The organism is Halanaerobacter jeridensis (assembly GCF_016908315.1).
GTDB classification, from domain to species: Bacteria; Bacillota; Halanaerobiia; order Halobacteroidales; family Halobacteroidaceae; genus Halanaerobacter; species Halanaerobacter jeridensis.
This window is the reverse complement of sequence record NZ_JAFBDQ010000006.1, coordinates 69,158-82,813: the sequence shown is the minus strand read 5'-3', so window position 1 is coordinate 82,813 and position 13,656 is coordinate 69,158. Positions and strand designations below refer to the sequence as shown.

The 13,656-nt window shown below is 32.2% G+C and carries 17 protein-coding genes; 1 reads left to right on the top strand and 16 read right to left on the bottom strand.

The genetic code is table 11. From position 1 onward, the window contains the following. Positions 1–184: 184 nt before the first annotated feature. The 7 genes from JOC47_RS07280 to JOC47_RS07250 form a co-directional block, all read right to left on the bottom strand. The gene (locus JOC47_RS07280) at positions 185–991 is read right to left on the bottom strand and encodes a DUF3794 domain-containing protein (RefSeq protein ID WP_204701403.1); all 807 of its coding nucleotides are present in this window, start codon (positions 989–991) and stop codon (positions 185–187) included. A 35-nt stretch (positions 992–1,026) separates the two neighbouring features. Continuing rightward, positions 1,027–1,539 (bottom strand): DUF3794 domain-containing protein, encoded by a 513-nt coding sequence (locus tag JOC47_RS07275; protein WP_204701402.1) that lies wholly within the window; start codon positions 1,537–1,539, stop codon positions 1,027–1,029. 90 nt (positions 1,540–1,629) lie between these two features. After that, positions 1,630–2,448: a DUF3794 domain-containing protein gene (locus tag JOC47_RS07270; RefSeq protein ID WP_204701401.1), complete on the bottom strand. Its 819-nt coding sequence runs from the start codon at positions 2,446–2,448 to the stop codon at positions 1,630–1,632. Between the two features lie 71 nt (positions 2,449–2,519). Next, positions 2,520–3,020, bottom strand: coding sequence for a DUF3794 domain-containing protein (locus tag JOC47_RS07265; protein WP_204701400.1), 501 nt, complete (start codon positions 3,018–3,020; stop codon positions 2,520–2,522). Positions 3,021–3,160: 140 nt separating this feature from the next. Beyond that, complete coding sequence (locus tag JOC47_RS07260) at positions 3,161–3,604, bottom strand: DUF3794 domain-containing protein (protein ID WP_204701399.1); 444 nt, start codon at positions 3,602–3,604, stop codon at positions 3,161–3,163. 12 nt (positions 3,605–3,616) lie between these two features. Next, a complete protein-coding gene (locus JOC47_RS07255; protein ID WP_204701398.1) occupies positions 3,617–4,159 on the bottom strand; it encodes an SPOCS domain-containing protein in 543 nt (180 codons plus the stop codon). 17 nt (positions 4,160–4,176) lie between these two features. Continuing rightward, positions 4,177–7,263: an Ig-like domain-containing protein gene (locus JOC47_RS07250; RefSeq protein WP_204701397.1), complete on the bottom strand. Its 3,087-nt coding sequence runs from the start codon at positions 7,261–7,263 to the stop codon at positions 4,177–4,179. A gap of 133 nt (positions 7,264–7,396) precedes the next feature. On the opposite strand from JOC47_RS07250, the gene JOC47_RS07245 reads away from it, so the two are divergent. Then, a complete protein-coding gene (locus JOC47_RS07245; RefSeq protein WP_204701396.1) occupies positions 7,397–7,840 on the top strand; it encodes an SPOCS domain-containing protein in 444 nt (147 codons plus the stop codon). Positions 7,841–7,913: 73 nt separating this feature from the next. On the opposite strand, the gene JOC47_RS07240 is transcribed toward JOC47_RS07245, so the two are convergent. The 9 genes from JOC47_RS07240 to JOC47_RS07200 all read right to left on the bottom strand — a co-directional run bounded on the left by JOC47_RS07240 (position 7,914) and on the right by JOC47_RS07200 (position 13,606). Further along, positions 7,914–8,522 (bottom strand): hypothetical protein, encoded by a 609-nt coding sequence (locus JOC47_RS07240; protein ID WP_204701395.1) that lies wholly within the window; start codon positions 8,520–8,522, stop codon positions 7,914–7,916. Continuing rightward, the gene (locus tag JOC47_RS07235) at positions 8,500–8,751 is read right to left on the bottom strand and encodes a hypothetical protein (protein WP_204701394.1); all 252 of its coding nucleotides are present in this window, start codon (positions 8,749–8,751) and stop codon (positions 8,500–8,502) included. Before JOC47_RS07235 ends, JOC47_RS07240 begins: the two co-directional genes overlap by 23 nt. Positions 8,752–8,834: 83 nt before the next feature. Further along, positions 8,835–9,434, bottom strand: a complete 600-nt coding sequence (locus JOC47_RS07230; RefSeq protein WP_204701393.1) for a hypothetical protein — start codon at positions 9,432–9,434, stop codon at positions 8,835–8,837. A 111-nt stretch (positions 9,435–9,545) separates the two neighbouring features. Continuing rightward, positions 9,546–9,749: a hypothetical protein gene (locus tag JOC47_RS07225; protein WP_204701392.1), complete on the bottom strand. Its 204-nt coding sequence runs from the start codon at positions 9,747–9,749 to the stop codon at positions 9,546–9,548. A 53-nt stretch (positions 9,750–9,802) separates the two neighbouring features. Beyond that, on the bottom strand, positions 9,803–10,081 hold the full coding sequence (locus JOC47_RS07220) for a hypothetical protein (protein WP_204701391.1): 279 nt from the start codon (positions 10,079–10,081) through the stop codon (positions 9,803–9,805). 5 nt (positions 10,082–10,086) lie between these two features. Further along, entirely contained in the window at positions 10,087–10,419 is a 333-nt protein-coding gene (locus JOC47_RS07215) for a hypothetical protein (RefSeq protein ID WP_204701390.1), read from the bottom strand. 114 nt (positions 10,420–10,533) lie between these two features. Further along, positions 10,534–11,211, bottom strand: a complete 678-nt coding sequence (locus tag JOC47_RS15685; RefSeq protein WP_204701389.1) for a hypothetical protein — start codon at positions 11,209–11,211, stop codon at positions 10,534–10,536. Positions 11,212–11,449: 238 nt separating this feature from the next. Continuing rightward, the gene (locus JOC47_RS07205; protein ID WP_204701388.1) at positions 11,450–12,277 is read right to left on the bottom strand and encodes a hypothetical protein; all 828 of its coding nucleotides are present in this window, start codon (positions 12,275–12,277) and stop codon (positions 11,450–11,452) included. A gap of 114 nt (positions 12,278–12,391) precedes the next feature. Then, a complete protein-coding gene (locus JOC47_RS07200; RefSeq protein ID WP_204701387.1) occupies positions 12,392–13,606 on the bottom strand; it encodes an EAL and HDOD domain-containing protein in 1,215 nt (404 codons plus the stop codon). Between the last annotated feature and the right edge of the window lie 50 nt (positions 13,607–13,656).

Sequence of the window (13,656 nt, the reverse complement as noted above, 5' to 3'; positions counted from 1 at the left end):
GCTTATAATTTGAAATCTTTCTATTTTGTGAAACAATTCTCCCAACATATAAATTAATATTAATTACTTTTTTCTTAAACTACAAACTATATTTTTAATCATTAGTTAGCAGTAATTATTTTAATATAGATTTTACCCAAAATAAAAAAGTGCCCAGAATTGGACACTTTTTAAACAGTATATATTATGTTAAAGTCACAGTTTCTGTACTAAAAGTTTCATTCCCTGCACAGTCATAAACTGTCGCTTCAACTGTGTACTCTCCTGGATCTAAAATAGCTGTATCCCAAATATGAGTAACTTCAGCACTATTTTCCCCTTGTAAAGATTGACCATAATTATCTACTAGATTATCATCTTCATCAATAATGTCTATTTCTATTCTATCTAATAAACAATTGTCAGCAACGTCAACTCTAATAATTATATTATCTCCTGGGGCAGCTGAAGTAGGTTCTACATCTAATGCTAAAGTTGGTGCAATTTGTTCGGGGGGAAAGATAGCATTAATAAATAACAAACTACTTTTAATCACTTCTCGAGGGTTAATTTCTTCAATAAATACATCTTCAATACAAACTTGAACATTAATATCATCTTCTTTACCCGGCTTTACAGTTCCAATATAACAATCAGGCACAACAATAAAAGTACTAAATGGAATATCAAACTCTGCTGAATGAACTGGTTGGTCTCCCTCTTCAGTTTTTGCTACATAAACAATCTTTTGATGTACTTTACCTTCAATCACCAATTTTTCTCCCGTTAAATACTCACCTTCAACAGAATCGCCGACTGGAGTTTGAATTAGTTTTAAATTAGTTACTATGCCTTCAACTAAAACTTGAATAATCTGTTCAATATCTGGTTTTTGCTCCGGAATCTCTACTATTTCTGGAACTTTCAACTGTGTAAAAGCCCCTTGACAATTATTAGGGAAATCTTCGCAGATCCCTACAATTTCGATTGAATCACTCAACACACAAGCCATATTTCTACCTCCTTTTTTTATCTGTTTCTAATTATTTATTTTTCTTTAGCTACAAATAAAACAATCAAATTTTTAAATATTTCTCGGGGACTCAACATTTTAACAAAAACATCTTCAACACAAATTTTTACATTAAAACGAGCTTCTAGCGGAGTATCTTCTGGTAATACAATAAAAGTGCTAAATGGAATATCTTCAAATTCTGCAGAATGAACTGGCTGGCTCCCCCCTTCTACATCTGCCACATAAACAATCTTTTCACGCAATTTTCCTTCAATAATTAATTTTCTTCCTGTTAATTCTTGCCCACCAGCAGAAGGAATTATATTTTCTGCACTATCTTTACGAACTGGAGTTTTAATTACTTTCGTTCTAGTTATTTCTCCACTTACAACAACTTTTAAAATTTGCTCTATATCTGGCTTTTGATCTGGAATAGTTACCGTTTCTTCAATAGCAATTTGTTTGAAAGTTTGATCACTCAAATCAACCGCATCAACTTCACACACACCTACTACTTCAATAAAATCACTTACCATACACGCCATGCTTTTACCTCCTTTTGAAATCTATATTTATTTCTCTTTTATCTTTGTTTTTTTATTCTCTAGCTAAAAACCTCTTAATATTACTTTGCTCTAAACTAAAGCAATAGTAATTGTATCATTAGTTTCATTAGCAGGATCAGCACAATCATAAACTGTAGCTATTACGGTAAAATCATTTGGAGCACGACCTGTCGTATCCCAATTAAAATCAGTTAATAATTCTGTTTTACCATTCGCCACGACACTTTCTTCAAATACTAAATTATCAGCTGGATTTAAAACAACTAACTCCACCCGGTCTATACATTCACAATCAGATGCTTCAACTTTAATTGGAATTTCTGTTCCCACAGAAAACTCTGGTGGATTAGCTGGGTCTAAAAAAACAGGTTCTAAAATAGTTATTTCTGGCTCATTTTCGGGAACAATTGCATTTACCAAAATAGTCACATTTTTAAAAATAGTTCTTTGATCAAGCATTTCTACATAAACATCTTCAATGCAAACTTCTACATCAATTTGATCTTCAGAACCTGGTAGTAAACAAGTATTAATTGGAATGAATGTGCTAAAAGGAATATTAAATTCTGCAGAATGAACCGGTTGGTCACCTTCATCAGTCTCGGCTACATAAACTACTTTCTGATGAAGTTTACCTTCTACCACTAACCCCTTACCAGTTTTTTTAATTCCACTAGCACTTTCACCTTCTGGAGTCGCTACTAATCTTACACTAGTTACTTTCCCCTCTAGCATTACTTTCAGAACTTGTTCTACATCCGGTTTCTGTTCTGGAATTTCTAAAGTCTCTGGGACTGCTACTTGAGTAAAGTTCCCTTGGCTTAAATCAATATCCTCAATATCACACTCACCAATAATCTTCACAAAATCTGTTGATTTATTGCCCATCATTTTCCCTCCTTATTTTTGCTTACACTCATAACTTATTATTTTAAAAAAAACTTTGTGCAAGTTGATTTTTAGCAGCATTGGCAATCTGTGGGAATTACGTGTAAAAATAGTGTAATATTCTTAAAAATTTCACGGTTGTTATTCATTTTAATAAATATATCTTCTACATAGGGATCAACCCTGAATTTAGAATATAAACTAGTAGTTTTTGGAATAACCACGAAAGTAGAAAATGGCACTTTGAAATGAGCTACATGAAGCGATTGTTCAGGTACATCTGCTACATAAAACACTTTCTGTCGTAAATATCCTTCTAGAATCAATTTTTTCCCTGTTAATTTATTGCCCGCTAAATTATCGCAATACGAAACTGGAGTTTTCACTACCCGCTGTGAAATAAGTTCTACTTCTACTACTACTTTAGCAATCTGTTCCATATCTGGTTTCTGCTCAGGAATTTCTAAAGTTTCTGCTACTGACAACTGAGTCCAATGATCTTCTTCTCCTTCTAAACAAGGAAATTCATCTGCTACACCTACAAACTCTACTAAGTCATTCAAATTCGCCATCGATATCCCTCCTATCTTATTAATACTTATGAAACAATTTCAATTGATTTTACATAAAAAAACAAACATTTTTGGATATTTTTACTGCTACCCATTAAAAATACCAGGGCCAAGTTTTATTGGCCCTGGTATAGATATAACTATTTTTTAAAAACATCTAATTTTACAACTAAAACTTTAAACAAATGTCTTTCATCAAGAGGATCTATCTGAAAATGTTCTGCAGTTGCACAAACACAAACGGGGGTTCCTGCTGGTGGGCCTCCCGGCCATTCAATTAAAGCATCAAAAGGAACATTAAAATGTGCTGCATGTACTGGTTGATCCCCTTCTTCAGTATCTCCTACATATTTAACAAATATCTGTGCTTTTCCCATTACAATTACCTTTTGCAATTGCTGTGGTGGATCCCCTACTGTTACATTAGTAGAAATTACTTTTGTTTTAGTAAATTTAAATTCCACAAAATAATCTAAAATACATTCCTGCGGCGGCTTTTCTTCTGGTATTACTAAGGGATGATCAATTGTTATTTGTTTAGAAGCATCAGGAGGTCCCGGACAAGAACTTTGCCGACAATCCATAATTTTCACCTCCTAACAATCTTCTTTTGGCTGCAACCAAATCAAAAGAACAACTGCCCTATCAATTGTTCGTTCATCAATCTGCTCTACTTGTAAATCTTCCACACAGACATGAACTAAATAATTTTCTAAATTAAAATCAACTGGGAAAAGTCGCTCTTCACCCTCAACTTTTTGAAATACAATTGCTTGAAAAGGAAAAGAACAATGAAAAAAATGAACCCTTTGGTCTGGAGTTTTAGCTGAATATTCAATTCCTAAATTAAATATACCAGCTACTATAACTTTCTTCCCTCGAATTTCATTACCATCTATTACTTCCGATGAATCTATAGTCTCAACTTTTTTTACTTTAATATTATGGTGAGTAGCTATAATTTTTTCTTTATCTGGTTTAGTCTCTGGTATACTACATTGTCCATCTAATATTATTTGCGTTGAATAGGCTATTATATCATTAGGTTGAGGACATTTTTCATCGCCTTGCTTTAACAAATCTTTTTTACTACAAAAGGTCGGGCTTCTTTTACTTTCTTTTCTTTTTCCTTTTGTCATAATTTCACCCCTTTCTATTATGATTCTCTAACACCAATCAAGAAGACAATAGCTTTTTTAATTGTTCGAGAATCTATCAAATGATGCTGCACATGTTCTAAAATAACTACTGGATCTAATGAAACACAAGCATCTACTGGCAAACCAGTAATTAAGCTTTTAAAAGGGATTGTAAAATGAGCAGAATTAACTGGTTGACTATTATCTTCTACATCTGCCACATAAGAAATAGTAATCTTTATTCTACCCTTCACCTTAATTTTAGTTTCTTGAATAGCATCAATAGTAAACAATTCATCAATTTTTATTGCTACATTAAAATCTATTATCTGTTCAATATCTGGTTTCTGTTCTGGTAAAGTTAAATTACCATCTACTAACTCTTCTACAAAGTTATCAGGAATATTATCTACAATATAAATGTTAGTTGTATCAGCAGTATTGCCAACACAATCAATAGCTATTGCTGTTACTTCATGGGGGCCTTCTAAATATTGAGTAGTGTCCCAATCAAAGAAAAAAGTGGTTTCCATTCCCGGGGCTACTGATTCCGTAGCTACTAACTCACCATCAATATATAACTCTACTCGGTCTAAACATTCATTATCTGATCCAGTTACCTCAATTGGAGTTACCCCTTCTACTGTAGAGCCATCCGGTGGATCTATAATATCTACTACTGGTGGTGTATTATCTACTCTATAAATATTTTGATCATCAGTTTGATTGCCCACACAATCTATTGCTCTTGCAATGATTACATGTTCCCCATCTGCTACAGCAGTCGTATCCCAGTCAAAAATAAATTTGATCTCATTAGGATCTGGATCATTATCTCCTGGGCCATTATCTGCTACTGTCTCTACTAAATCCCCATCTATATATAATTCTACTCGATCTAGACAAATATTATCTGAAGCAGTTACTTCTATTGGGGTTATCCCAGTTACTAATGAACCACTAGGCGGCGTTTTATCCACATCAGGCGGCGTATTATCTACTATTAACTGAATTTGATCAACTGCTTCATTACCAGCACAATCAATAGCTACTGCTCTGATATTATACAAACCATCTGCTATTACTATAGTATCCCAATCAAAAGTAAAGGCTGTATTAGTCCCTGGTGCTACCGACTGCGTAAATACTAAGTTCCCATCAATATACAATTCCACTCGATCTAAACATTCATTGTCAGAACCAGTCACATCTATTTCTGTAATTCCGCTCACTAATGAACCATCAGGCGGATCTACAATATCAACTACTGGCGGGGTATTATCTACTGTATAAATATTTTCATCTTCTGTTTCTTGCCTTACACAGTCAATTGCTCTTGCTATCACTGTGTGGTCGCCTTCCGTTTCTGCTGTAGTATCCCAGTTAAAAGTAAAATTAATTTGATTTAGATCTGGATCATCATCTCCGGGACCATTATCCTCAACTGTTTCTACTATACTTCCATCAATTAATAGCTCCACTCGATCTAAACAAATATCATCAGAAGCTGTTACTTCTATCGGGGTTAGCCCGCTGACAATTGATCCTGCAGGCGGCGTCTTATCGACTATCGGCGGCGTATTATCAACTATATACTCATTTCTATCATCTGTTTGGTTCCCAGTACAATCTATAGCACGGGCAATTACTATATGATCTCCATCTGTTTCCACTGTTGTATCCCAATCAAAAGTAAAGTTTATTTCATTAGGGGCTGGATCATTATCTCCTGGTCCATTATCCTCTACTGTCTCTACTAAATTTCCATCTATATATAACTCTACTCGATCTAAACATTCAGCATCTGATGCTGTTACTTCTATTGGAGTTATTCCCGTTACAAATGAACCACTAGGCGGTGTCTTATCTACTATCGGCGGCGTATTATCTACTATATATTGATTTAAATCATTGCTCTGATTATCATCACAATCTATTGCTCGGGCTAAGACTAAATTAAGTCCATCAGTTTCAGCAGTTGTATCCCAGTTAAAAACAAAATTAATTTCATTGGGATCAGGGTCCAGGTCTCCTGGTCCATTATCAACTACCGTCTGCACCAATACCTCATTTATATATAATTCCACGCGATCTAAACATTCAGCATCTGAAGCTGTTACATTTATTTGAGTTATTTCATTAACTATTGTTCCACTTGACGGAGTCTTATCTACCACTGGTGGAGTTCCTACAATAGTAGCTGGGTTGGGAGAAACATAAACCCCACTGGTCCCCGAAGTCATACTAAAAGCAGTAGTTATCGTATACCATCCACCAACAAAGATACCATTACTAAGAGATTGAGTTTCTCCTTGAATAAGATCAGTTTCTGGAGGAAAAGGAGTATCAGGTTCTCCTGTTGTCAACCAGTAACCTGTAAAAAAACCACCACCGCTAAAATCACTACCACCATTAATCAAAGCACCCTGTCCATCATCAAAACGTGGTCCTTGCGGATATGGCGGAGCTGGAGTACTCCCTCCTCCTGAAGAATTAATATCGCCAGCTACATGAATAAAATTACCTGGTTCTAATCCTCCAGCAGGAATAATTGCGCCACCACTTTGAAATTTCACCTGTCCCTGATAACCATTCGTTGGGTCTGCATCAGTATCCCAACGAAGAATAAAAACATCACTAGCATCTCCTGTTATAGTTATCGGACTAGAAACAGTAAAACCTGATGTAACGTTAATAACCGTAACATTTGCTCCGCCTCCGGTAGTATCTAATCCATCAAGAGAACCAGATGAACGATTTTCAAAGCCAGGTGTAGCAGCAAGAGCATTAATTTGTAGAAAGGCACTTATTAAATCAGCTTCTAAATTGCTAATAAGTGCTAGTTCATTCAATGCACTAGCAGATTGAAGAGGATTATCATCAATTATATCTTGCCAAGCATCTAAAGTAGTATCATTAGTAGAGATTATTCCTGCATAAGGAACAGTACCTGCAGTACGTTCATCAGCTTGGAGACCATCAACTGCTACATCACCAACAAATCCTTTACTAGCTCCCTGCCAATTAGCATCTTGATTAGCATCTGCAAAGAAAAATAAATAATTAACCAATTCTCCTAAATCAATACCTCCAATTATTGCCATCTAATAAAACCTCCTTTCTATTCCTTATTACAATATATTCCACATAAAGAATAATTGTGTTATGAAATTAGCTATAAAAAAGTCTGTTAAAGAATATATATATACTGATTAAATCTATAAAGGAGGTAAAAAAATGGGTGCATCATTACAAAACAATAATTTATACCAATTAGTTACAATTGAAGATGTGATTAATGAGCTCCCTGATAATACTATCTATAAAGAAATAATTAACGAACAATCTATTAAAAAACCCAATACAAAACCACCAATTCAACAATTATCTAAAATTGTTTTAAAACCAACTATTACTTCCTATAAAAAAATATCTACTCCTCATGGGCCAAAGTTAATAATTAAAGGCACAATAACTGAACGTGTCTTTTATGTAGCAGATAATGAATCTCAAACAGTCCACTGTATTAATTTCACCTTTCCCATTTGCACTTTCATAAAAGTAAAAAATAAAGTTAAAAGTAAAAAAATAAAAATCAAAACTGAAGAAATTGTAGTTCAACTACAAACAAAAGAAAAATTCTACCAATGTATTCTACTTTGTCTCTATGCAATTCCTTAAAGAATTAATCTGCAAAATATTCCATCCAAAAAATAAATAAAGGAGAGAATATATCTCTCCTTGGGCTTTACTATTATTCAATTAGATTAACATAATTTTTTTCAAACTTTTTACACTCTACTTCATTATTAAAATCAATTGGATTATTGTTTTGAGTAAAATCATGTTCTTGGTGGGCATTTTTTAACTTGTTGTTTTTATCTTCATAATTATTACATTTTGCTTTATTATAGTTTCCAATTTTATTTTGAACAGCTACTATTGTATCTAATTTGACATATATTTTATAATCTTGTTCTAAAACAATAACGAAATCTTGCTCAATTTTGCAAATGATTCCTGTTATAGTACAACAATCTTCAGCAGTATTCAGATTTAAAATTATTCTTTTCCCTATTTTCTTTTCTAAAGATTTCTTTATTAGAGTAGTTGCAGTTGTTTTGTCTGTTGATGATTGTAACATCAATTGGTTTTTTTCTCTTACTGGGTCATCTTTTTTATCCTTACTTATTCTATTATTCTTAATTTTTTGTAACTGTTCTTTTAAGAAATTCCTTAACTCTTTTTCTAAATCTGCTACTTCTTCTTGCTCCTTATTATTTAATATTCCTAATAAAAAATCTATTTCTTCATTAGTCAAACTAAAATTAAACTTGCCCTCAACATCCGTCATAGCAATCATCCTTATTGTTTTTACCACCCGAAATTTTCTTTTTGACTGCAACAATTGCTTGTAATGGTATTTCAGTTTTGATCCCATCTCCAATTAAAACTAAAAAATCTTCTTCAATATTACAGAGAACTCCTTGATGTTTACAGCAATCTGCCCCCGACTTAATATATATAACTATAAACTCCCCAATTTGTGCCTTTAACTGTTCAGTAAAAGTTACTTTATCACAGTGACCCAATTTTTTCCCTCCTTTGTATAAATTATAAAAAAACCTTTTATATAAAACTTAATCTAAGCACAATTAAATTATTACAATATAATTTATGAGTGGAGGGTAGCAATCACTTTTTCTTTTACCTTTTCTAAAATTTCATCTTGCTTTAATTCAATATGTTCTTTTGTTTCTAATTCTTCTAGCCTTGCTTGAATATTGTTTTTTATTTTTTCTTTTAATTTTTGGGCTTCTTTTTTTTCTTTAATATCAGTTTCTGCTTCAGAGTCAGAATAATCACAACTCAATTGACTATAAGCCGTTAATGCTCTCTGCTTAATTTCTTGTGGTTCACTAATCCAATCAGTCCAATTTTTATCAACAATATTATTTAAAAACGCCAACCACTCTTCATAGTTAAAATTACTTTTTTCAGACTCAATATTTTCTGGATTTAAATCAATTTCGGCCCAAGGTAGCGGTTTGTCTAAAAATAATATCCCCTGCTGACAAGACGTGAAACAAGCCCATAACACTGTCAAAGCCAAAAAGTTAGGTTGTTTTTTACTTTGATTTTTTTGTTCGCTATTTGAATTATTAGTATTGATATCTACTTCAATATCATCAGGATTGATTTCTTCTGCTTGATCATTATTAACTTTAAAATAACTTTTATATCTTACTGTTATAACTTCAGAATTTTCATCCATAATTCATCTCTCCTTTTTTTATAGTTATATGCTAACTTCAATAGTGCTTTCCCAATCTTGATATTGAAAAAGCACTATTATTATTATTAATTCAATTTAGCATCCTTCTGATCATTCTTCCTCATTCTCTAAATCAGGACAATCAGGGCATTCATCTCCTTCATCACAAACTACTTTACCTAAACATTTTACTGGCACTACATTAATATTTTTAGGATTTTTAACATTAACTTGATACTCTACATCAAACTCTACACATAATAATTGAGCTACACTAGTAGTAGTTCTTCCTGGACCTCCTCCACAATCAGACATGGCATAATCTCTCCTTTCATTTGCTTTACAATATAATATGAGCTCAACCAGTATTATGTGACAACCTCTTCTTCTAACACCAAAGCATTTAAACCATTCTCCAATTTTTTTATTTGCATTGCTTTATTATTTAATCTAACCTCTCCGCGCTCATTAATCTCTAATTTAAACTTTTCTCCTAATATATCTTCTAATTGCTCTGACTCTAAATTAGTTTCATTAAAAATATCACTACAAATAATAATAATATTTTTTTGTTGAATTGAAACACCAGCATCATTATTTTGGGTAATATCTTTAATCAAACCCTGCTTATCACAATCTTCTTTCATTATCTTCACTCCTTTCTTTTACAAGTTTTATCTAAATTATTATTCTGATTAATTGTTGCACCAGTTACTTCCCACACATTATTTTCTGGCTGCTCAGTACTTTGCTGCGAATTAGCCTGTTGTATTATTTGCTCTTCAGATTTCTGATTATTTATGTTATCTATTTCATCTGTTTTAGAATTTTCATTTTTCCTATCATTTTGATGAGTATTAACATCCTGGGAAGCTACTACATTATTATTCGGCTGTTGCACATCTATATCACAATTTTGCGTCTGTTTAATATCTCCACTAACATAACAATCAAGCTCTTTTAAACCTACTTTGTTTTTTCTCATTTATAATCTAATCCTCCTTTAACCTAATATACTGATACTAATTTATAAAAGATTCGGCCTAGAACACTAGACCGAATCTTTTTATTTATCACTTATAGTAATTGCAGTTCGAATTCATTGGCAACAGTCATCGTCATCTTCTCTTTCATTTTCTACCTCTATTTCCGTATTACTAGTTTGATTAATTGTAACGCAATCTTCACTAGTTACACAAGCCTGCGGTTGCTTATTATCTTGCGCAATTTGCGCAGTTTGATCACAGCGCGGTGGCGCATCTACTTCAGCTACTGCCTTAGACATGGAATCAGCATTGGCTTCACCGTCTGCATCGGCGTTAGCATCACTATCTGAGTTGGAATCACTATTAGACTCTGTATCTGCATCTGCATTGGCATCACTATCTGAGTCTGAATCACTGTTAGACTCTGTATCTGCATCTGCATTGGCGTCACTATCTGAATCAGAGTCACTATTAGACTCTGTATCTGCATCTGCGTTAGCGTCACTATCTGAGTCAGAATCACTGTTAGATTCTGTATCTGCATCTGCATTAGCGTCACTATCTGAGTCTGAATCAGAACCACTATCAGAATCGGAATCAGAATCTGAATTGCTTTCTGAATCACTATCTGAATTTGAATCAGAATCACTATCTACATCTACATCTGTTTCTACATCTGCATTCGCATCAGAGCCAGAATCACTTTCTGAATCTGCTAATGCTTCTGCTAAAGCTCCCGCTATTGCAGATGATAATACATCAATATCAAGATCATCAATAGTATTTGACATTAATATTCCCCTTTCTTTTTTTGGTTTGCTATATAATATGTGGGACAAGGGGTTTTTGTTACAATTAATCTATATAAAGTGGCACTATCGTGCCACTAGCTAGTAGATAAAAGCTAGTAGCTAGTAGTAAATTCAAAACCATAAAACAGTTCACAGCTTTGAATTTGATTTTATGTTTTTAACTACTAGCTCCTAGCTACTTACTTCTAGCTATAAAGCTTCACTGTACAGTGAAACTTTATATAGAAAATGGTTTATTCTCTTGTTCACAAACTCCTACCAATTCTTTATCATGGCGTTCTAAGACCTCATTTCCTTCAATTATCTTAATCAATGCCCTATTTTTAGTTACTAATAACTTAAATTCGCACTCTCCTTTATTTTCTGAATCAATATGAACTATTCCCTGACCCTTAATTATTGCTTTGGTTTTAGCCCGATTAGTAATGATTTCTTCAATCTTTCCTGGACTTGATGGTGATACTAATAACTCTATTGCCCGATCATTAATACCATCTTTATGGAAATAATAGATAAAACTCTTTTCTATTTCTAAAGAATACGTTGATAGAGATAATTCTGTGATATTTATTTCTGTAACAATAAAATCATTTTTTTTCTTTAAAAAATCAATATTTATCTTGCGACCATATCCATATACTCTTCTTTCACTAATTAAATCATCACTCACTTCAACTTCTTCTTCCTGAGAAATATCTGTATCCTGCTGTTCTTTAGAATCTTTAATTTCAGCATTATCTTTATCAATTTCATTTTCACTATTCTTATCAGTATTATTTTCTTCTTGAGTAGTACATTCTTCAGAGATAATAATTGCCGCTACTGCATCTAAGGGGATATAAATTTTACTATTTTTTTCTTTATTAAATAATTGAATAAGATTATGATTCAATTTACAAAAATACCCCCTCTGGACACAACAACAATTTTCGGAATTACGACTTCCTCCTGCCTTAATAATTATAGTAAGAAATTCAGATTTTAAATTTCTTATAAAATCAGCTAATTTAGAACAATTATAATTAATTTCAATACATTTACTCATTTTTTTCCCTCCTTTTTTACTATCATATGGGTCAAGGCTTTAGTCTGCTAATTTAAATTCATTAAAAAAAGACCACCTTTGAAGGTGGTCTGGTAGCAATTTAATTATTCATACTTAAGCTGTGTGTGCTAAAACATTATTACACCACTCAATTGATTTTTGATAAAAATTAGCTATTTTATCCTCTTCTATTTCTAGTTCTCTAGCATTTTGAGATAGTTTTTGCCATTCTGCCTTTTCATATGCTAATACTAATTTAAGTACATTAGCAAAGATACCATCTTCTTTTAATAGAGCACTTTTTATTTCTTCAGGAATTGGTAACTCAGATAATAAATTTTCAAATCTATCATTCATTAGCACATCTAATAAAGAAAACATGCCCATCATAAAGAATTTAGATTTATCCTCTCTCCCTATTTCTTGAGCTATTAACTCAGAAAATTTAGCTCTAATAATAGATAAGCGAATTATTTCTTTTGGCTTCTGTTCACATAATTCTTTTAAAATAATTAGATTGATCCATTTTTCAAATTCATCTATTCCTAACATAGTAACGGCTTTTTTAATAGAATCAATTCGTCCTCTAATTGGAAAAGCTGCTGAATTAATTAATTTTAATAGTTTATATGATAGAGATAAATCTCTTTCTAAGATAACTGCTACTTTATCTAAATCAGGTTCTGCAATATGTAATTCCTCTAAAATTCTAAAATAATTAGATGGAGAAATTGGCAAATCTTTCCCACTCATAACAACTGGTTTACTAAAAAAATAGCCCTGGAAATAAGAAAAACCTAACTCAACAGCTTCTTCAAATTCTTCTTGCGTCTCTACTTTTTCGGCTAAAATAGAAATACCTTTTGCTAAAGCAATATTAGCTATTTGTTCTCTCTCTTTACGAGTAGTAGCTAAAAAATCCACTTTGATCATATCAGCTAAGTCTAGTAAAGATAAATATTTAGGTTTAAATATAAAATCGTCTAAAGCAATCATATAGCCTTCTTCTTTTAACTTTTGACAAGAATTAATAATTTCAAAATTCAAATTTATATCTTCTAGTATTTCAATTACAATTAATTGATTATCAAAGATAGTAGGGACTTCACTTTGAATTAAATTAGTAGTGAAATTAATAAATGCTCTTTTACAATTAGTCAAACTTTTTAATCCAATTAGAAAAAAACTACTATTTAAAACTTCAGATGTTGCTACATCACCATCAATATGCTTATAATAATTATCAATTCCATCTCGATATAGCAATTCATAACCATATACATTCTTATTAATATCAAAAATTGGTTGTCTAGCTACAAATACATCCATTTTCACATCTCCCCATTACAATTTATCTTTATTTTTATAAATTATACTAA